The organism is Planctomycetia bacterium, assembly GCA_015200345.1.
Lineage (GTDB): Bacteria > Planctomycetota > Phycisphaerae > UBA1845 > UTPLA1 > PLA3.
Genome location: CP054187.1, coordinates 3049682 through 3068854 on the forward strand (window position 1 = coordinate 3049682; position 19173 = coordinate 3068854).

Annotated in this window: 14 protein-coding genes; 12 read left to right on the forward strand and 2 right to left on the reverse strand. The window is 65.1% G+C overall.

Annotation, left to right across the window (positions count from 1 at the left end; all coding sequences use genetic code 11):
- Positions 1-1338: 1338 nt before the first annotated feature.
- The 3 genes from HRU71_12450 (at position 1339) to HRU71_12460 (ending at position 7305) form a co-directional block, all read left to right on the forward strand.
- Positions 1339-4269, forward strand: coding sequence for a hypothetical protein (locus HRU71_12450; GenBank protein ID QOJ04245.1), 2931 nt, complete (start codon positions 1339-1341; stop codon positions 4267-4269).
- Positions 4270-4550: 281 nt separating this feature from the next.
- The gene (locus HRU71_12455) at positions 4551-6458 is read left to right on the forward strand and encodes a hypothetical protein (GenBank protein ID QOJ04246.1); all 1908 of its coding nucleotides are present in this window, start codon (positions 4551-4553) and stop codon (positions 6456-6458) included.
- A 124-nt stretch (positions 6459-6582) separates the two neighbouring features.
- The gene (locus HRU71_12460) at positions 6583-7305 is read left to right on the forward strand and encodes a hypothetical protein (protein QOJ04247.1); all 723 of its coding nucleotides are present in this window, start codon (positions 6583-6585) and stop codon (positions 7303-7305) included.
- Between the two features lie 133 nt (positions 7306-7438).
- Here HRU71_12460 and HRU71_12465 read toward each other — a convergent pair whose 3' ends face one another.
- A complete protein-coding gene (locus HRU71_12465; protein ID QOJ04248.1) occupies positions 7439-8026 on the reverse strand; it encodes a hypothetical protein in 588 nt (195 codons plus the stop codon).
- Between the two features lie 104 nt (positions 8027-8130).
- Between HRU71_12465 and HRU71_12470 the strand changes: the two genes are divergently transcribed.
- From HRU71_12470 to metG, 3 genes are all read left to right on the forward strand, one after another.
- Complete coding sequence (locus tag HRU71_12470) at positions 8131-8370, forward strand: hypothetical protein (protein ID QOJ04249.1); 240 nt, start codon at positions 8131-8133, stop codon at positions 8368-8370.
- A 22-nt stretch (positions 8371-8392) separates the two neighbouring features.
- On the forward strand, positions 8393-10294 hold the full coding sequence (locus HRU71_12475; protein ID QOJ04250.1) for a hypothetical protein: 1902 nt from the start codon (positions 8393-8395) through the stop codon (positions 10292-10294).
- A gap of 143 nt (positions 10295-10437) precedes the next feature.
- Entirely contained in the window at positions 10438-10782 is a 345-nt protein-coding gene (gene metG, locus HRU71_12480) for a methionine--tRNA ligase subunit beta (GenBank protein ID QOJ04251.1), read from the forward strand.
- A gap of 41 nt (positions 10783-10823) precedes the next feature.
- Here metG and trpD read toward each other — a convergent pair whose 3' ends face one another.
- A complete protein-coding gene (gene trpD, locus HRU71_12485) occupies positions 10824-11837 on the reverse strand; it encodes an anthranilate phosphoribosyltransferase (protein ID QOJ04252.1) in 1014 nt (337 codons plus the stop codon).
- A 158-nt stretch (positions 11838-11995) separates the two neighbouring features.
- Between trpD and HRU71_12490 the strand changes: the two genes are divergently transcribed.
- The 6 genes from HRU71_12490 (at position 11996) to HRU71_12515 (ending at position 19125) form a co-directional block, all read left to right on the forward strand.
- On the forward strand, positions 11996-12931 hold the full coding sequence (locus HRU71_12490; protein QOJ04253.1) for a nucleoside hydrolase: 936 nt from the start codon (positions 11996-11998) through the stop codon (positions 12929-12931).
- Positions 12932-12953: 22 nt separating this feature from the next.
- Positions 12954-15194, forward strand: a complete 2241-nt coding sequence (locus HRU71_12495) for a cation-translocating P-type ATPase (protein ID QOJ04254.1) — start codon at positions 12954-12956, stop codon at positions 15192-15194.
- Positions 15191-16141 carry a bifunctional riboflavin kinase/FAD synthetase gene (locus HRU71_12500; GenBank protein ID QOJ04255.1) on the forward strand — a complete coding sequence of 317 codons (951 nt, stop codon included), beginning with the start codon at positions 15191-15193 and terminating at the stop codon, positions 16139-16141. Before HRU71_12495 ends, HRU71_12500 begins: the two co-directional genes overlap by 4 nt.
- Positions 16142-17167: a bifunctional oligoribonuclease/PAP phosphatase NrnA gene (locus tag HRU71_12505; protein QOJ04256.1), complete on the forward strand. Its 1026-nt coding sequence runs from the start codon at positions 16142-16144 to the stop codon at positions 17165-17167.
- The gene (locus HRU71_12510; GenBank protein QOJ04257.1) at positions 17164-18057 is read left to right on the forward strand and encodes a hypothetical protein; all 894 of its coding nucleotides are present in this window, start codon (positions 17164-17166) and stop codon (positions 18055-18057) included. Before HRU71_12505 ends, HRU71_12510 begins: the two co-directional genes overlap by 4 nt.
- 105 nt (positions 18058-18162) lie before the next feature.
- A complete protein-coding gene (locus HRU71_12515) occupies positions 18163-19125 on the forward strand; it encodes a MoxR family ATPase (GenBank protein ID QOJ05008.1) in 963 nt (320 codons plus the stop codon).
- The last annotated feature ends 48 nt before the right edge of the window (positions 19126-19173 follow it).

A 19173-nucleotide genomic window follows, 5' to 3' on the forward strand; every position in this document is an offset into this window, starting at 1 on the left:
GGTGTCACCACCCCGCACTGGGGCGCGGCGCCTGCTTCTCGAACCAGCGAAAGATTGCGACCAGGCGGTTCCGAGATCCATGAACCAGTCAGCACGAGTGCGGTCAGCCCAACGTACCTCGGCTTCATGGCGGCACCTCCCTTACATTTCTATGCTCGACTATTACAGAAATGGGACTGGCGGTATTGTACCCAACCCCCCTTCTGGAAAGTCAAGCCGGCTCGCAAGGCTTCGGGGACATATTCAGGACACTAACCTTCTTGATTTTTGCTGGGATGCGGCGGAATTTCACTCCACCGTTGCCCATCGCGTGGCGTGGGTACGATTAACCAGGAACCGCTTCCCATTTTGGTAACTTTTGCCCATTTCGAGGCCGGTTTCAGGTCAAGATGGGCGAGTACGGCGGTAGCTTATCCCGACCTTTTTTAGATAACCCATTACAGAAAAACCAGTTATATCATTCCTCGCGCGATGGGATCACTCTGGCAAAGCGCGGTGGCACGGCCCTTGCCCTTTCTTACTTTCGTCCCGACGTGCCGACAACGGCGCGACGAGGCCTGGAACGAAAAACCTCGGTGCGAACGCGACTGCCCTTGCGGCGCACCGATTCAAACGTGCCAGACCCAGAAATGGGTCGGTTGTGTTAGGGGCGGGCTCGAGTGCGAGGCGAGCCCGTCCTTTTTTTATGCGCTCAATCTGACCGGTTGGCCGCGAAGTCTCTCGCAAAATACCGTTCCGAGATTCCAGTTGAACTGTGAGCCAAGGCACTCTTGCACAACTTACAAAGCCGTCTGCGGTTTCAGATCGATACCGTATCGAGCGTTAGAAATGATCCGTGCCGTTTCCATTTTTTCAGTGGGACGGTCCAACGGCATTCAAACCAAGCTCGGCTGCGGATCTGTTTCAGGACCCGGGTCCGGTTGAATTTTCGGGGAACAGGCTGATAACGCGGGTCGGGCGAACCGGTATAACCCGTGTGAGGCCAGCCAGTGCTGGAAACGCGGATTTGGGGTCTGCGCGGTATCGGACGGGCCGGCCAGTCCGTGGTGAGATGGGGCTTGCAATAAAGGGGCGGCGTGCGTAAATTCTATTGGAATCAAGGCACGGAGTGACCCGCCGCGGCTTCCCACCCGATGCGCCCCAGCAGGGGTGCCCTACCTGAAGCGAGCGATGCCCGCGTCCGGTCGAAAAGACTCCATGGCTTGAGAGCCTGCCAAAGCGCTGGTGGATGGGGACGGCACGCGTGGATGAGAGCACCGGTTTAAGACGCCGGTGGTAGAATGACCCGGTAGACGGTGACGACCGAGGCAATCGGTCGCGACGGTTGAGGAGATGGTCATGTTCAAGCTTCGCACACGGAGTATGGTTCTCGGCATGGTCCTGTTGGCGGCGGTCGGCGTCGCGCGGGCCGACGATGAGCCGAGCGCTTCGGAACGCCTGGCGGCGGCGATCAAACTGGTCGAGGCGGGTGACTACGCAGCGGGCAAGGATGCGTTGCTTGAGATCTCCGAGGACGAACTGAACGACGACGAGCAGATCAATCTTCAGCGTTACCTTGGTCAGGCCGAGCGGGCGCTGGCGGATCGTGCCAAGGCGCGTGAAGACCTCGCCGCCGGCGAAAAGGCGATGAAGGCCGGCAAGGCCGACGACGCGCGAAAGGCGTTTGAAGCCGTCGTGGCGTGCAAGGTGGCCGAATCGGACGTGGTTTCCAAGGCCCGCGCCCAGTTGGCCGAACTCGACAAATCGCAAAAATCGAAGAGCGAGGCGGCGGCCCCGGCGAAATCGAACAGCGCCATGACCGATGCGCCGCGCTCCGCCGCGCCGAAGTCCGGCGGCGGTCTCGTGGATGAACTGGCCGAGGAGCACGCGCTGCTCTGGCAGCAGGCGGTCAAGACGTACAAAGAGTCGGAGTCGAAATTGCGCAAGGCCGTGCTGGCGGAGGATTTCGCCGAGGCCCGGCGGCTGCTGGATTTCGCCAGGCAGACGATCGAATTGAACCGGCGTTACGCCTCGCCCGCCTCGTTGTATGAAGATTATCGCAATCAGGCGAATGAGCTGGAGCGTTTTTTGGAGGACGAGCAGCGCGATTACGACGAGCGATTGATCCGCATGAAGCGCGAGGAAGTCGCCGCGCGGGAGCAGGAGCGCGTCGAGCAGGTTCGCATCCAGAAGACACGCCAGGTCGAGCAGTTGATGGATCAAGCCGCCGAGCTGCGCAAAGAGCAACGGCTGGACGACGCCATCCAGGTGCTCAAGCAGGTGCTGGCGATCGATCCGAACAACGAGCAGGCCGCGTGGATGAAGGAGACGCTGGAGGACCTCGCCATCAACCGGCGCAACGTCGGCGCGACGATTGACAAGCAGAACGAGGCCCAGGATCTGCTCGTCACGAATGAAGAGTCAGCCATTCCGTGGCACCGCGACATCATGTATCCCAAGAACTGGCGGGAGATTTCCGCCAAGCGCACCGGCGCCGAGGAAGCGGCCGAGCCGGAGAGCAATCGCGTCGTCCGCCGAAAGCTGGAATCGGTGGCGCCCGAGATCAAGTACGACGCCGTTCCGTTCCGCAAGGTGATCGAACAATTGCGCGATCGGACGGGGCTGAACATCGTCCCGAACTGGACGGCGCTGGATTCGGCCGGCATCGACCCCGAGACGGAAGTCAGCCTGCGGTTGAGCAGCGTCAAGTTCTCCAAGGCATTGCAGTTGATTCTGGATGCCGTCGGGGCGGGTGACGTGCAACTGGCGTATGAAGTGGACGATGGCGTCGTCGCCATTTCGACGAAGGAAGACCTCGCCCGCAAGACGTTGACACGTGTCTATCCTGTGCAGGACCTGATCATCTCGGTGCCGACGTTCCGCGGACGGCAGATCAACCTTGACCAAATCGGCCAGAACAGCAATCAGCAGGGCGGTCTGGGCGGCGGGCGGTTCATCGGCGCTGGCGGCGGCGGCGGTGGCGGCGGCGGAGCAGGGGGAGGCAATCTCTTTGGCGGTGCCGGAGGCGGCCAGCAGGATGATGATTTGCAGAATACCGCAGAGGATCCGATCCGGCCGATTATCGAGCTGATCCAGCAGACGATTGATCCCGAAAGCTGGCGCGAGGCCGGCGGCAACACCGGCTCGATCCAGGCGCTGAATCAGCAACTGGTCGTCACGCAGACATCGAGTGCGCACACGCAGCTTCGCGACCTGCTTCGGCAGCTTCGCCAGTCTCGTGCGTTACAGATCGCCGTCGAGGCTCGTTACATCACCATCACACGCAACTGGCTCGAGCAGATCGGCGTCGATCTCGACGTGGTGCTCAACAACGGCAACGCCGGGTTTGATCGCACCACGATTCTCGATCCGGCCACGAACAATCCCGTGCTCGTGCCTCGGCAGTTTGTTCGCAACGGGTTCACTCCCGGTGCGCCGGGCGGCGTCGGCATCGCACTGCCCACCCAGCCGTTCGGCCAGCCTTTTGGCCAGCCGGGTCTCGTTCCCGCGAACGGCAACGTCGGACCGGCCATCGGCACCATGACGCCCATTCCGATCGTCAACAACACGCTGGATCTGGCCGCTCCGAGCAACACGAACATCAACGGCACGCTCGGCAGTCTCGCCAACAGCACCCCGGCGTTTCAGATCTTTGGGAGCTTCCTGGATAACATCCAGGTTGACTTCCTGCTCCGCGCGACGCAGATCGACCGCCGTTCCAGCGACCTCGATGCCCCGCGGCTGGTCCTCTTCAACGGCCAGCGCGCCGCGTTCGAGGCCTTCATCGAGCAGGACTACATCGCCGCGCTGACGCCGGTCATCGGCGACAACGCCGGTGCCTTTCTGCCCAACATCGCGACGGCTCTGACCGGACGTTCGCTCGACGTGCAGGCCACCGTCACCGCCGACCGCCGCTACGTCACCATGACGGTGCGCACGTTTACCCGCGTCACCGGCGACTTCCGAACCGTCTTCTTCGGCGGTTCGCAGACCGTCGGCTCGGGCTTCATCGAACTGGCCACGCAGACCACGCAGCAGGTGCGGACGACCGTCTCGGTGCCTGACGGCGGCACGCTTCTCATCGGCGGCCTGAAGCTCTCCGCCGAGCGCGACATCGACGCCGGCGTACCGATTCTCTCGCGCATCCCCGTACTGAAACGCGCCTTCTCGAACACGTCCAACGTCAAGGACGATCAGGTGTTGCTGATCCTCATCAAGCCGACCATCATCATCCAGGAAGAGGCCGAGGCCGAAGCCTTCCCCACGCTGACCTCCGCCACCGGCTTGTAGCCCTGAAAAAACTCTGATCGTGTCGATCAACGGCCGGTCGATGGCGTCCCCATCGACCGGCCTTATTATTTGCCGATGAATTCCCGGTTGCACGACGAAAGCTTTTCGCGTTGCACGACGACCGCCCTCGGCGCGCGACGCGCAAGACGAACATTCAGCCGGCGAGCCTGCTCGCCCCTCCCAGCGCAATGAATTCACCGCCGCCATCATCTCTGCCTTCAACAACACCGTCGAATCAGCCATCAGAGCGATTCGGTGTTCTCTCCCAGATCGCAGTCGTCGTGGCGGTCGCCCTCTTCGTTGCCCTGCTTGGCTGGTTCAAGCTCGGCGATCTCGACAGCGGTTACCACCTCGCCTACGGGCGGCACGTTCTCGACACCGGCACGATTGTCACGCGCGACCCCTTCATTGATCCCGCCAACGTGCAGGACTTTATCAACGCCAACTGGGGCGCGCAGGTCGTCATGGCCTGGCTGGAGCGCGCGGCCGGGCCGAACGGCCTCATCGCCCTGCGCACCGTGCTGCTCGCGGTCATGTTCGCGGGCGCAGCGGTGATCGTGCGGGCGCTGACAAGATCGTGGCACGCCGTCGCCTGGGCAGCCTTGCTGGCGGCGCTGGGGGCCTACGAGCGGTTCAGCATGCGCCCGGAGCTGTTCAGCCACGCGCTGCTGGTCATCCTCGTGGCGGTACTCGTTCGCGGCGGATCGTCGCGCCGGCAGCTCGTGGGACTCGGCGCGTTGCAGGTTCTCTGGGTCAATCTGCACAGTTATTTTCTGATCGGCCCGCTGGTGACCGGCGCGATGCTCGCCGGGGCGGCTTTGCGCCGCTGGCGGCGGCCGGCAGAACCGTCGCGCACGAAGTTCCTCGCGACCTTGTTTGTGGTGCAGCTCGTGGCGTGTGTCGTGAATCCGTGGCACGTTCGCGGAGCGTTCTTCCCGGTCTCCACGCTGCGCTATTTGAGTCAGCACGACGTGATGGCCTCCGGTCCGAAGGATGCTCGCGGCAGCGCCTGGTCGGAGATCTCCGAGTTTCATTCGCCTTTCAAGTACATCGGGCAGCCGATCAATTCGAGAACGATTAACACGTACTTGCTGCTGGTGGCGCTCGCCGCGGTCGGGACAGCGCTGCTCGCCCTGCGCGGCCGGCTGGGGGAGGCGTATGTTCTGCTCCTGCTCGCTGCGATGTCCTTTCAAATGCGACGAAACATCGCGCCCTTTGCGCTGATCGCCGCGCCGCTGGTTGTTGCCGCGATCCACGGGATCATTGCCCGGCGTCTGGCTCTGATCCGCCAGACCGGTCAGATTCTCTCGGCTGTGACGGCGCTGCTGCTCGCGGGCTGGTGGTGTTTCGGCATTGTCAGCGGCCGCTTTTACTACACCGAGCGGCGGATCACGCGCGAATTCGGCGGCGGCTACAGCGACGTGACGTTCCTGCGAGACGCCGTCACGTGGTTAAGCCGGCACGAGGCGATCCGGCCCAAGCTTTTTGTCGATTATTTTTCATCAAGCAACACACTGCTGTGGCTGCCGGTGCGCTTCAAGCTCTTTGTCGATACCAACACGTTCGCGTATCCCGAGCCGGTCCTCCGTGCCGCGTTCGATGTCGGCGTCGGCAAGCTCGATCACAAAACGTTCCTGGACGAGCACGGCATCAACGTCGTGCTGCTCCATGCCGGGCCGGACACGCAGCCGCTGATCCGCCGGCTGGCGCTGGACGTGGATAACTGGTCTCCCGTCTATTTTGACCCGTACGCGGTCATTTACCTGCGTCGCATCCCCGAACACGAGGCCCTGATTCGGGACAATCCACAGCGGGAGGAGTTGCTCGATCCGGCAAATTGGATCGCCCGGGCGCGGGGCGGCCCGTATCATCGCGCGCTGACCCTGGGGACGATGCTCAACGTGCCGATGACGATCGGCTGGTGGTCGGCGGGTCTGGCCCTGGCGGACGAAGCGCTTCGGCTCGCGCCGGATTACCATGAGGTGTGGTACCACAAGGCAGTCGCCGAAGGCAATCTCGCCAAGGCGGCCGCGCGGCGCAATGACTGGGAGGAAATGCGTCGGCGCATGACGCGCGCGGTCGATGCGGCCGAAACGGTGTTGAAGTACGTGCCCGATCACCGCGGTGCGGCGACGATGCGGGATGATCTGCGGCGGACGCTGATGCTTTACTCCGGCGTGGGGAATTGACAGCGACCGGCCCTTCGCGCGACGATCCAAGCCGTGACCATCTGGTCCGGAACTCACCGTGGCGAGGTGCGCCGAGAAACGCTTCGTAGGAAGTACCCCGCACGTGACGTCGAGAAGCACCGCAATGCCACAACATCGAAAACCGAGTCCGGACTGGGCGTTGGGCGCGCTGCTCGCGCTGGCCTTCGTCGGCGCGTGCTCGCCGGATTCGCAGCCGGGCGAGCGCGCAACGGTTGATTCGGCGCAGCGCGGCGCGGCCAGGGCGGTCGACTACGCGCCGGGCGTGCGGATCGACTTTCGCGTGCCGAAGGTGGAGATCGCGTGTGAAGTGATCCTGCGTGAAGGCCCGCTGGAATTGTTCGCCTACAGCAAGGCCCCCGTGCCGAAGGAACACGAAAGCATTCTCAAGACGACCGCGCCGTGCAGCACGATTTACCAGGCACTCGGACTGATCGGCCTGCGACCGGGCCATACGGCGCGGTACTTCCCAGAGACCCGCACCGAGCGCGCTGCCAGCGGCGACCCGGTCGAAGTGCGTGTCCGTTACGAGCTGAATGGCCGCATGGTTGAACAGTCGGCGTGCGACTGGATGATTGACGTGGCGGCGGGGAGGCAGATGGTGCCGCGGGCGTGGGTGTTCTCCGGTTCGGAGCGCGATCAGGCGAATCGCCTGGCGGCGGACGAGGAGGGCACGCTGGTGACGGTGGTGGATTTCCCAAGTTCGCTGCTTTCGCTGGCCACGTCGCATTCGTCCAGCGACACGGATTTGTGGCTAAAGGCCAACACGGAAGCGATTCCGCCGCTTGGCACCGCGGTGACGTTGATCTTCCAGTCTGCAAAGAAATGACTACAAGCTGTTTCAAAACTCCCTCTCCCTTCCAGGGAGAGGGTTGGGGTGAGGGTGAATCAATTCGTTTGAACCACTTTTCCCCCTCACCCAACCTCTCCCCCCAAGGGGGAGAGGAGTTTTGAAACCGGTTCTACAACGGCTCGATGGTCGCCGATTCCATGATTTGCGGGGCGCTCGCGTCGAAGTCGCGCAGCGCCGTCCATCCGGCTTCCTGCGGCACGACCGCTTCGATCATCGCATGGCGCATCCACCGCATCGCCGCGTCGAAACACGGTTCGGGGAACCGCACCACCAGGGCGACGGGCGGGATGTGATCGGGGACGCGCGCGAATCGCACCTCCAGCCTGCACGGTGGTGACGCGCGACGATCCGCACGCACGCCTACGCCGTTCTCGCGATTGATTAGTGATTCATATGCGGCACGACCCACGCGCACATCTTCGAACCAGAAGACCGCGGCACTGGACCGTGACAGCGCCGCCGGCTCCACGCCGATCAGCGCCATCGTCCCGCGATCGCCGACGTGGTGAATGAGCAGCAGCGCACTGGTCGTGCCGGCGGGCGAAGCGGAAAGGAGTTCCATCGCCTCATGCGCCGTCAATCCAATGTGTCGAACCCCGTCGCACTCCACGACGAAGCGACCAGCCAGTTCTTCCGGGGAACTGCGTCCTGCGGCGGGCAATTCGCGCTGTGAATTGTCGTGATTATCCGGTGTCATGGTGCCTCGTCCCGTGCCCTTCCGCGCTCCAAATCCCTGCTCTCCGGGGTCTGACGAACCGCGTTTGGCTTGGCTTGCTTCGCAGCTTATAATAGAAAAACGGTATGCACGAGGATTGGAACCGTTGCGGCTTCAAAGTCGTAACGGTTTGGGCGCGGTTGTGGGGGGAGTCCGAAAAAATCAATCCCGGGAACTGGCTGGGCAGTGTGGTTGTATCAATCCCTGAAACCGTTGGGAACGGATGCCGACGGGACACGATAATAAACAAACAGGCCGTTCGGCGGCCGAAAGAGAATTGGCGACAAGACCTCGTCAAGGCTGGTGGCAAGGTCGTTGCTGAATAGGCTGGACAGGGTGTACATGGTCTTGGGACGAAGATTCCTGACGCTTGGGCTGCTGGGCATGGTCCTGATCTGGACGTCGGGCTGTGCCGTGCCGCAGCCGCGCGGACAGGGCATTTATCAGTATGTGACCGAACCGACGACCAAGGCGGGGTATCACCTTTACCTGCCGATGGACTACGTCCGCAACAACGGTCGGCATCCGAACCCGCGGATGAAGGGCTGGCCGCTGGTGATGACGTTCCACGGGATGAAGCCGTACGACAACGCGCTGCCGCAGGAGCGGGAGTGGGAGAAGGAAGCGGACATCTACGGGTACGTGGTGTGCGCGCCGGAACTGAACACAAGCGATTCGTTCATGGAGTATCCGCTGACGCGCGAGCACAGCTATGTGCTGCGCGACAAGGAGAACGTGATCGCCATCATGGAGCACGTGTTCCAGACGACGAACACGGATCGCAAGAAAGTTCTGGCGACGAGCTGGTCCTGCGGCGGCTACCTCGCACACTATTTTCCAAATCGCTTTCCCGATCGGTTCGCGTGCATAGCAGTGCGTTTGTCTAATTTCTCGGCGGCCCTGATGACCGAGGCGACGGTGCCGTTGTACAAGGACCGCGTGCCGGTGGCCATCTTCATCGGCGATGGTGATTTCCCCGCCTGCAAGACCGAGTCGCAGGACGCCGTCGCATGGTACGAGGCGCGCAAGTTCAAGACCGTCCGCGGAAAAATGATCGACAACATGGGCCACTCGCGCATTCCGCAGACGGCCGCCGCGTTCTTCGCCGAGCAGATCGGTCTGGAACCGTTGCATCCCGAAGATGCCGCGCGAACGGTCGCGCAAGTACAGATGACGGACTACTACCCGCCGCCGGCGCTGCTCGCGCAATTCGCGCCGCCGTCGACGCTCGGTCGGCCGCCGACTGCTCTCGCTTACAATGAGCCGGCCTCGCGCCGCAACTCACCGACGACGCCACCGGCGCCACCGAAGACGACGCCACCCGCCGCGCCCGGTCGCTCCGATTCAGCGGCGGCCCAGTCGGCATTCACCGGATCGAGCGCGGGCCGTGATTACCCGACCGGCCGCATGCCGACTTACGAGATCGTGGCCGCGCGAAATCGAACCGACCCACCCGCATCGCCGTCGGCGCGCCCGGAGCGACCCGCTCCCCAGCCGACCGCGAAGCCTTCGGCTCCGCAGGCAGCGCCGGTCCCGTCTCAAAAGCCGCGCAGCGAACCGCAACAGCCGACCCAATTGGCGTCGATCGCGCGCGAGTCCAAACCGACGCTGACGCCTGCACCCCGACACAATCCTCCGCCCTCCGCTGCGGCCGCCGTGAAGCCCGTCGCGCAGAAGGAAGTTTCGGCGAAGTCGCCTCCAGTGGAAACGCCGAAGCCGCCGTGGAAGGCTTCCGAACCGCCGATGTACGCAGCGCGTCCGGTGAGCCGAAACGAAGCTGCGAAGAACGCCGCCGCCGCGGAGGCATCGCGGAACGCCGCAGCACGGCAGGCGAATCAACGCGAAGCGGTCGCTCGTTCGACCAAGCAATACGGCGTCACGCCGTCATCAGGACGCATGCCGGGAACCGCCGCCGCGCGCCCGAGCCAACCGGCCAGCGCGTCGCGCGCGTTTTCAAATCAGACGCGAGTCAATCGCGTCAACGTACAATTAAACGGCCAGGCCGTCGGCACCAGCCCGCATTTCATTCAATATAGTGTTGAGCTTCCGAGGGAGAAGCTGGAAGGCGCGGACATCCTCTGGCAGGATAACGGCGTCTGGCTCAACGACGAGCCGAGCGGGCGCAAGATTCTCACCGCGCCGGGGCATCACAACATCTCGGTCATTGTCGTCACGCGCGATGACGTGGAGTATCGCGGCAACGCGACGGTGCAGGTGCTCGAACCGGGACCGGGTTCCGCGGCGTACTGATGTTGCTTGCCCGTCGGGCGGCGTGCCTGACAAATCTTCTTTGTCCATTCAACGCTGCGCGATCCGACGAGTGCGACCGGCCGCATGGTGGTGCAGGCCGTCCCCTTCGGCCATAATGGCGGCGTACGACACGGAGTCATTCCATGAGCGACACCCCGGCGACCATTTCATTTGACGATTTCGCGAAGATCGACTTGCGCGTGGCGAAGGTGCTGGAGGCGCGGCCGCATCCGAACGCAGATCGGTTGCTGGTGCTGAAGGTGGACGTCGGGAGCGAACAGCGGCAGATCGTCGCGGGCATTCGGCAGTTCTACGATCCGGAAAGCCTCGTCGGCAAGTTGATCGTCGTCGTGAAGAATCTTGCGCCGCGGGCGATGCGCGGCGAGGAGAGCCAGGGCATGCTGCTGGCCGCCTCGAACGAGGACAAATCGCAGGTCATCGTGATTTCGCCGTCATCCGAGATCGCACCGGGCGCTCGCGTATCCTAGAAGCTGTTTCAATACGCCCTCTTCCTTCCAGGGAGAGTGGTTCAGCGAAACCGAATCAGTGCTTCGAGTTTGGCGGCGGCTCGGCCGGAGTCGATGGACTCCGCGGCGAGTTGGATCCCTTCACGCAGGGAGTTCGCGCGCCCGGCGACAACCAGCGCCGCGCCGGCGTTCAGCAGCGTGTGATGGCGTGCGGGTCCGGACCGGCCCGATAGAACAGCACGAATGACGTCCGCGCTCGCGTCCGGGCTGTCGACCATCAGGTCGGCTGGATGGGTCCGCGGCAGTCCCGCTTCCTCCGGTGTGATCGCGTGCTCCGTCAAGCGTCCGTCGCGCACTTCAATGTAGCGGCTTGTCGTCGTCGTGGTCAGGTCGCAGAGGCCGTCGTCGCCGTGGACGACCCAGGCTTGGACCGCGCCGAGTCGGCGCAGGGCCTCGGCGATGCGCGGGAGCAGCTCGTCACGCGGGACGCCGACGATCTGCCGCGTGACGGCGGCGGGGTTCGTGAGCGGGCCGAGGTAGTTGAAGATCGTGGGCGTGCCGATGGCTCGGCGTACCGGCGCAACAATCGCCATCGCGGGATGCAGCCGTGCGGCGTGGAGAAAGGCGATGCCGATTTCGCGCAGGCACGCGCCCAGGCGCGGCGGCGGCAAGTCCGTGGGCACGCCCAGGGCTTCGAGCACGTCGGCCGATCCGCTGCGCCGGGAATGCGTTCGATTGCCGTGCTTGGCGACGGTTGCGCCGGCACCGGCGGCGACGAGCGCCGCGGCGGTCGAGACGTTGAACGTGCTGATGCCGTCTCCGCCGGTGCCGCAGGTGTCGATGGCATTGGGGTCGTCGCAGGACACGGACGCGACATGACGGCGCAGGACGCGGGCCGCGCCGACGATTTCGTCAACGGTCTCCCCGCGCGCCGCCAGCGCGCGAAGAAATCGCTCGACCGCGTCGGGCGCGAACTGCCCGGCCATGAGCGCCGAGAAGAGGGAATCGGTCCGCTCTGTCGAGAGCGTCTCGCCGTCTGCGACGCGGCGCGTGGCGTTGTCGATCTCCGTTGCCATACCGGGGATTGTACTCGCTTCGCAGCGCAGGCAGACGTCGTCCAGCCGTGGGACGGCGGCATTGCGCCGGATGGTTTGACCCCGATCGGGCGCGGGCGGATAATGCAGTGAATCGGTCACGCCCGCCGGGCCGCGGGCACATCAGGCGGAGGTGACCCATGCCGGTGCCGCTCCTGATTGATACAGATGTCGGAATTGACGACGCGGCGGCGATCGCGCTCGCCCTGGCGAGCGACGCCGTTGAGCTGCGCGCCCTGTGCGGCGTGGGGGGCAATGTGCCGCTGTCGCAGGTCATGACGAACATCGGCCGCCTTCTCACCGCCCTCGCGCCGCCGACGATGCCGATGATCGGTCGTGGCCTGGACCCGCCGCCGGCGCTGGGGCACGCATTGGCCGACCGGCGCGACATCTTCGGGGAGGACGGCCTGGGCGAGTGCGATCTGCCGGGAGCCGCGCCGGCCGCGCGAGACTTTCGCGTGGTCTATCACGAAGCGATCGAGTCGGCCGAAGGGGAGATCGTACTCGCGTGCCTCGGGCCGCTCACGAACTTGGCGGCGCTTTGGCGCGAGTCGCCCGAGCTGCTCCGGGCGGCGAGGCAGATTTATGTCACCGGCGGCGCGGTGTGGGCGCGCGGCGGGGCGGAGAAGGGCGTTGAGTTCAACTTCCATCGCGATCCGGCGGCGGCCGAATTGATGCTCGCGTCGGGCCTGCCGATCACGGTCTCGCCGCTCGACGTGACGTGCCTTGTTTGCTTCGATGAGTCGAACGTTGCGCGGATGGCGGCGAGCGGCTATCGCACCGGCGAGGTGCTCGCGCGCATGCTGCCGTTCCCGGTCGAGCACGATCCCGCCGGCGGCCCGGGGCGCACGGTATTGCCCGATCTCGTGACGCTTGGCAGCCTGATCTGGCCCGCGTTGTATCTCAAAACGCGAGCTCGACTGGAAGTTGCCACAAGCGGGACGGACGCGGGGCGTTGCAAGCCGGTCTTGGGCGGCGATCCCTCCCAGCGCGTCGATCTGCTGACGGCGGTCAACGCCGTCGATTTCCTCGAGAACGTGCTAGAATCGCTCTGCCACGAGGCGTTTGTCGTGTGAACGACCGCTCGGTTGAGTCCGCATGAGCGTCACCCTTCGCATCTCCGGCATGCATTGTGCAGGTTGCGTCTCCAGCGTGGAGCAGGCGCTGCGCGCCGTGCCCGGCGTGCGCGAGGTCTCGGTGCAGCTTCTCACCGAATCGGCCGACGTGCGCGGCGATCTGCCGCCCGAACGATCGTCGCAGCTTGTCGCGGCGGTGCGTGCGGCGGGCTACGAGGCGCAGCTGCTGACCTCGCCATCGGCCGCGACGCAGGCGCTGGTGAATGATTCCGCGGCGCGCGAACGGCTTCGACGGCATCGTCAGGCGCTTGTGCAGGCGATCGGTCTGACGCTGCCCATTCTGTTCCTCGAACACTTTCACCATGCGATGTGGCCTGATACGCGCATCAGCCAGATGCTCTTTCGGTTCACCGAGGGCGTGCTGATGGTCATGCTGATGGTCAGCCCGGCGGGCGCGCCAATCCTGGCGAGCGGGTTGCGCGCGGCGTGGCAGCACACAGGCAGCATGGATCTGCTGATCACGCTCGGCGTGCTGGCGGCTGCGACGGGGAGTGTGTACGGGTCGCTGGTGAACGACGCGGCGTACATTCATTTTCACGCAGCGGCCATGATTCTGGCACTGGTCTGCACGGGGCGATACCTGGAGCAGCGGGCGCGGGATCGGGCGGCGGCGGCCATCGCGTCGCTGGCGCAGCGTGCGCCGCGGACGGCGCTGGTGCGGCGCGGGGCGGCGCTGGTCAGCGTGTCCGTGGAAGAAATCACCGTGGGCGACGCGGTGAGCGTGCCGGCGCACACGGCGATCCCCACCGACGGCGAAGTCATCGAGGGCGAGGCGGCGGTCGATGAGAGCCTGATGACCGGAGAGCCGATGCCGGTGTCCAAACGGCCGGGGTCGACGGTGCTGGGCGGCACGCTGGTGACGGAAGGGATGATTCTCTACCGCGCGACGAGCGTGGGCCGGGCGTCGGCCATCGGGCGCATTCTGGAACTGGTCACGAAGGCGCAATCCGGTAAAACGCCGATGCAGCGCGCGGCGGATCGGATCGCGGCGGTGTTCACGCCGCTGGTGCTGGCGGCGGCAGCGCTGACGTTCATCGGCTGGTGGGCCTGGGGCGGATCGGCGTCGATGGCGGCGCGATCAGCGATCGCGGTGATGGTGGTGGCTTGCCCGTGTGCGCTGGGGCTGGCGACGCCGGTGGTGGTGATGGTGGCGTCGGGTACGGCGGCGCTGCGGGGGATTCTGGTGCGCGATGCGTCGATGCTCGAGGCCATGGGTGGGATTGATACAGTCGTCTGGGACAAGACCGGCACGCTGACCCAGGGCGCGCCGGAGGTGGAGGCATTCGAAGCGATCGGAGGATTTCCGGCATCGGAGGTGTTGCGTCTGGCCGCGTCGGTCGAGCAGCTCTCGACGCATCCCTTGGCGCAGGCGCTGGTTCGGCATGCTCGGCGCGGAGGCGTGTCGTTGGCTTCGCCGAGCACGTTTGAGAGTCGGCCTGGTCAGGGCGTCCGGGCGTCAGTGGAAGGCCGCGAGGTGTGCGTCGGATCCGCGGCGTTCCTGGCCGAGTGCGGCGTAAGCGGGAGTTCGCCAGAGCCATCGAGCGCCGAAGCTCCGAAGGCAGTTGGGCCTCGGGTGTTCATCGCGCTGGACGGAAAGCCAGCCGGATTGGTGTCATTTCGTGACACGGTTCGTCCGTCGTCGGCGTCGGCGGTGGCGCGGTTGCGGTCGCGGGGCATTGCGCAGGAGATGCTCACGGGCGATGAGGCAAGCACGGCTCGGTCCGTGGCGGATGCCGTTGGCATCGAGCGGGTCAGCAGCGCAATAAGCCCGGCGGGCAAGCAGGCGCGCGTGGAAGAACTGGTGCGCTCCGGCCGGCGCGTGGCGATGGTGGGGGATGGCGTGAACGACGCGGCGGCGCTGGCCAGCGCGACGGTGGGCGTGGCGTTCGCGGGCGGGGCCGACGTGACGGGCGAGTCGGCCGGGATACACCTGATCGGATCAACGCCGCATCTCGTGGCGGACGCGGTGGATCTGGCGCGCGTGGCGCGGCGCGTGATCCGGCAGAACCTGTTCTGGGCATTCGTTTACAATGCGCTGATGATTCCATTCGCGGCGACGGGGCGATTGCCCCCGGCGGCGGCGGCTGCGGCGATGGCGGCCAGTTCGCTCACGGTCGTCTTGAATGCCCTGCGCCTGCCGCGTGCGGTGGGCTGGCGACGTGCCGAAGCGGCGGCTGGAATCCGATCGGAAGAATCGGCATGAGGGTCTATCGAGGCGTCGCCGGGATTGATGACGCGCTGCGCGGCGCGGTGCTGACCGTCGGCAACTTCGATGGCGTGCATCTCGGGCATCAGCGCATTCTGCGCACGGCGCGGGCGCTGGCGCACGTGTCGTCGTCGGCGGTGGTGGCGATGACGTTCGAGCCGCTGCCGCTGGCGATCCTGCGGCCCGATGCGGCGCCGCCGCGATTGACTCCGTGGGACGAAAAGCTGGCACAGCTTCAGCGGGCCGGCGCCGACGCGGTCGTTCGACTCGATGCCGATTGGCCGCTGCTGTCGCTCTCGGCGGAGGATTTCGTGCGCGAGATTCTGGTAAAACGGATCCACCCGTCGTACATCGTGGAAGGCCCGAATTTTGGATTCGGCCGCGGGCGAACCGGGAACGTGGATACGCTGCGCACGCTGGCCTCGCGCGGCGGCTATCAGGTACGCGACGTGGAGCCGTACCGTCTTGAACTGCCCGGCGATGGACTGGTCGCGGTCTCCAGCACGTTGATTCGTCGATTGGTGGCCGCCGGCCGCGTCGAAGATGCGGCCAAGTGCATGGGTCGGTCGTACGCGCTGGTGGGGCAGGTTGTTCACGGCGCGGGCGAAGGGCGCAAGATGGGATATCCGACGATCAATCTGGAAGTGCCCGGGCAGTTGATCCCGGCGGAAGGGGTTTATGCCGGCTGGGCCGAGGTCGCAGGCATGCATCGTCCGGCGGCGATCAGCATCGGCACGCGGCCGACGCTGGGCGGCGGTGCGCTGGTGGTGGAGGCGTTTGTGCTGGAGGAATCCGGCGATTGGTACGCGTCGTCAGCGCGGCTGGAGTTCGTCAGGCGGCTTCGCGATCAGCGGAAGTTCGCGTCGCGCGAGGAGCTGACGAGGCAGATCACGCAGGACATTGAACAGGTGCGAGCGCTGACCGCGCGGGAGCCGATCGCCTGAATGAACCGACCAATCCTGATCGACGTGTCGCAAGTCGTCGCACGGCTGGAAGCCGCGCCGCGCGTGATCATTACAACGCACACGCGCGCCGACGGCGACGCAATCGGGAGTGCCGCTGGTTTGGCAAGGTTGCTGGCAGCGCGCGGGGCGTCGGTTGCGGTGATGTTGCACGAGCCGGCTCTGGAGCGGTATGCGTTCCTGACGGCGACCCAGCCGTGCGAGGTGTGGGAAGAATCGGGCATCGCGGCACGATTGAAGGCGTGCGATCTGCTCGTGATCGTGGACACGTGCGCGACGATGCAACTGGGGATGCTGCCGGCGGCGCTGGCCGAGGCGCGGGTAGCGACGGTTGCGATGGATCATCACGTGACGCGCGACCCGGTCGCCAACGAAGCGTGGATCGATGAGCGTGCGGCGGCTTGCGCGCAGATGATCGCGGAATTGTGCGACGCGGCCGGGTGGGCGATGCCTCCGGACGTGGCGACGCTGCTGTTCAGCGGGCTGGCGACGGACACGGGCTGGTATCGCTTTTCCAATGCGGATGCGCGAGTGTTTGAGACGGCGGCGCGGCTGGTGGCGCGCGGGGCGCGGCCGAGCGAGTTGTACGAGCGATTGTATTTGAACGAGCCGATGGCGCGGGCGCGGCTGCTGGGTGAGGTGTTATCGAGTTTTGAGCTGCTGGCGGGAGGGCGGCTGGCGGTGATTCGCGTGACGCAGGCGATGTTGCAGCGGAGCGGCGCGACGCGTGCGATGACGGAGGACCTGATCAACGAGCCGCAGCGCGTCGGCAGCGTCGTGGCGTGTGTGCTGGCGGTGGAGCCGGCGCCGGGTGAGCCGGTGCGCGTGAGCCTTCGCAGCAAGCGTGACGTAAATGTGGCGACGATCGCGGCGCGGTTCGGCGGCGGGGGGCACGAACGGGCGGCGGGCGTGCGCATGGAGGGTCCTTTTGAGGAGGTCATCGAGCAGGTGACCAATGCGGTTTGCCGAGCGCTGGAAGCGACGGCGACAGCGGGAGAGAGCGCATGAACCGGCCGGTGAGTTGGTCGCAGCTTGGCGGCGGGCTGGGTCGGCTTCCGGCGGGGCTTCGCCTGATGATCGGCACGTTTGTCGTAATCATCGGGCTGGGGTATCTGGCGGCGGTTGCCAACGTCTATTACAGCCATCGGCTGGCGGACGGGGCCGAGGGGTTGGGTCTGGGCGACATCCGGGCGGTGTATGGCGGGCTTCGCGCGGGAGATGCGAAGGCCGGCGGCGCGGCAACATCGCGCATGCTGACGATGGTTCGCGGTGCGATGCGGCAATACTTCGACTCCGACGAGGACTACGCGATTCTGGAGAAGTGGTTGGTCGCCGGCGCCGATCCCGCCGGGCTGGATGCGGGTGAGGGCCGGCAGACGCCACGTCGCGTATTGATTCGCAGCTGTCTGCGGTGTCATGCCGTCAGCACGGGCTCGGAGATCGCGCGGAAGGCGCCGTTCGGACAGGATGAATTCGACGCCGATGCGGCGATGCTCGCGCGGTTCACCGGGTCTGGCGGCAAGAGCGACGGGAGCACAGGCGTTGAGGCTGGCGAGTCGTCTAACAAGACGGGCACCTTCGCGCCGCCGCAGTACGACGTGCCGCGCCTGCTGCTGATCAGCCATCAACACATGCTTGCGATTCCGATTTTCACGATTCTCCTCGGGGGGTTGTTTGCTTTGACGCGGTGGCCTGCGAGGTTTCGGGCGGTCCTCGTGCCGTTGCCGATGCTGGCGACGCTGCTCGATTTTTCGGGCTGGTATCTGGCGCGGGTCTGGAGCGGCGGGGCTTGGCTGATCGCCGTCATGGGCGGCGTTTTCGGGCTGGCGTTTGGCGTGCAAATCCTCGCGATTCTGATTGATTTGGCGCGGCCGGCGAGCCGCGAGCCAAGCGCGTAAGGTGGGCAGAATCAGCCGTGGGAGTCGGGTCGTTTTGCGGGCCGGAATCAGCTTATAATGAGTTACGCACCGCCAGGTCATGCCGCAGCGGTGCGGGAGATGCCGATGACGGCTGCGTCGCACACCCATCCCGACGAGTTGCTGGAAAAACTCCAGTCGCTTCGCGCGAATATCGAGTCGGTGTTCATCGGCAAGAGCGAGGCGGTCACGCAATTGCTGATCGGTCTGATCGCGCGTGGCCACGTTCTGATCGACGACGTGCCCGGCGTGGGGAAGACGGTGCTCGCGCGAGCCGTCGCGCGGAGCATTGACTGCCGGTTTTCGCGGATTCAGTTGACACCGGATCTGCTGCCGTCCGACATCCTCGGCGTGAGCATTTACAACGACAAGACGGGGATGTTCGAGTTTAAGCGCGGTCCGGTCTTCACCAACATTCTGCTCGCGGACGAGATCAACCGCACGACGCCACGCACGCAGTCGGCCCTGCTCGAAGTCATGAACGAAACGCAGGTCAGCATCGACGGCCAGACGATGCGCCTGGATCAGCCGTTCATGGTCATCGCGACGCAGAATCCGTTCGAGTTCGAGGGAACGTACTTCCTGCCCGAGAATCAGCTCGATCGGTTCATTCTGCGTATACGGATTGGCTACCCCGCGCGGGAAGATGAGCGGTTGATTCTCCGCCAGCAGCCGGAGCGTGCCCCGCTGGAGAGCCTGACGCCGGTGATGCAGGCGGCGGATGTAATGCGATTGCAGGAACTGGCGGATCAGGTGCGCGTGGACGATGCCCTGATGGATTACCTTCAGGACCTGGTGGATGCGACGCGCCGGCACGATGCGTTTGAGATCGGCGTTTCGCCGCGCGGAGCGCTGGCGCTGCTGCGTGCGGCGCGGGCGTCGGCGCTGCTGGCCGGACGGAACTACACCGTGCCGGATGATTTCAAGACGCTGGCCGCGCCGGTGTTCGCGCACCGGGTCGTCAACAAGTCGTATTTGCGCGACGGGCATGCTGCGTCGAGCGATCAGATTCTGCGCGACTTGATCGAACAGGTGCGCGTACCGGTGTGACGCGCGGCGACCGAGAGGGCCGGCGCCGCGGCGGCGATGCCGGATGGT

Excerpts from the sequence above, each read along its gene's own strand:
- HRU71_12470 (QOJ04249.1), top strand. The coding sequence starts at position 8,131 with ATGCACGAGGATTGGAACCGTTGCGGCTTCAAAGTCGTAACGGTTTGG.
- HRU71_12515 (QOJ05008.1), top strand. The coding sequence starts at position 18,163 with ATGACGGCTGCGTCGCACACCCATCCCGACGAGTTGCTGGAAAAACTC.
- HRU71_12460 (QOJ04247.1), top strand. The coding sequence starts at position 6,583 with ATGCCACAACATCGAAAACCGAGTCCGGACTGGGCGTTGGGCGCGCTG.
- HRU71_12495 (QOJ04254.1), top strand. The coding sequence starts at position 12,954 with ATGAGCGTCACCCTTCGCATCTCCGGCATGCATTGTGCAGGTTGCGTC.
- trpD (QOJ04252.1), bottom strand. The coding sequence starts at position 11,837 with ATGGCAACGGAGATCGACAACGCCACGCGCCGCGTCGCAGACGGCGAG.
- HRU71_12500 (QOJ04255.1), top strand. The coding sequence starts at position 15,191 with ATGAGGGTCTATCGAGGCGTCGCCGGGATTGATGACGCGCTGCGCGGC.
- HRU71_12510 (QOJ04257.1), top strand. The coding sequence starts at position 17,164 with ATGAACCGGCCGGTGAGTTGGTCGCAGCTTGGCGGCGGGCTGGGTCGG.
- HRU71_12450 (QOJ04245.1), top strand. The coding sequence starts at position 1,339 with ATGTTCAAGCTTCGCACACGGAGTATGGTTCTCGGCATGGTCCTGTTG.
- HRU71_12465 (QOJ04248.1), bottom strand. The coding sequence starts at position 8,026 with ATGACACCGGATAATCACGACAATTCACAGCGCGAATTGCCCGCCGCA.
- HRU71_12490 (QOJ04253.1), top strand. The coding sequence starts at position 11,996 with ATGCCGGTGCCGCTCCTGATTGATACAGATGTCGGAATTGACGACGCG.
- HRU71_12505 (QOJ04256.1), top strand. The coding sequence starts at position 16,142 with ATGAACCGACCAATCCTGATCGACGTGTCGCAAGTCGTCGCACGGCTG.
- metG (QOJ04251.1), top strand. The coding sequence starts at position 10,438 with ATGAGCGACACCCCGGCGACCATTTCATTTGACGATTTCGCGAAGATC.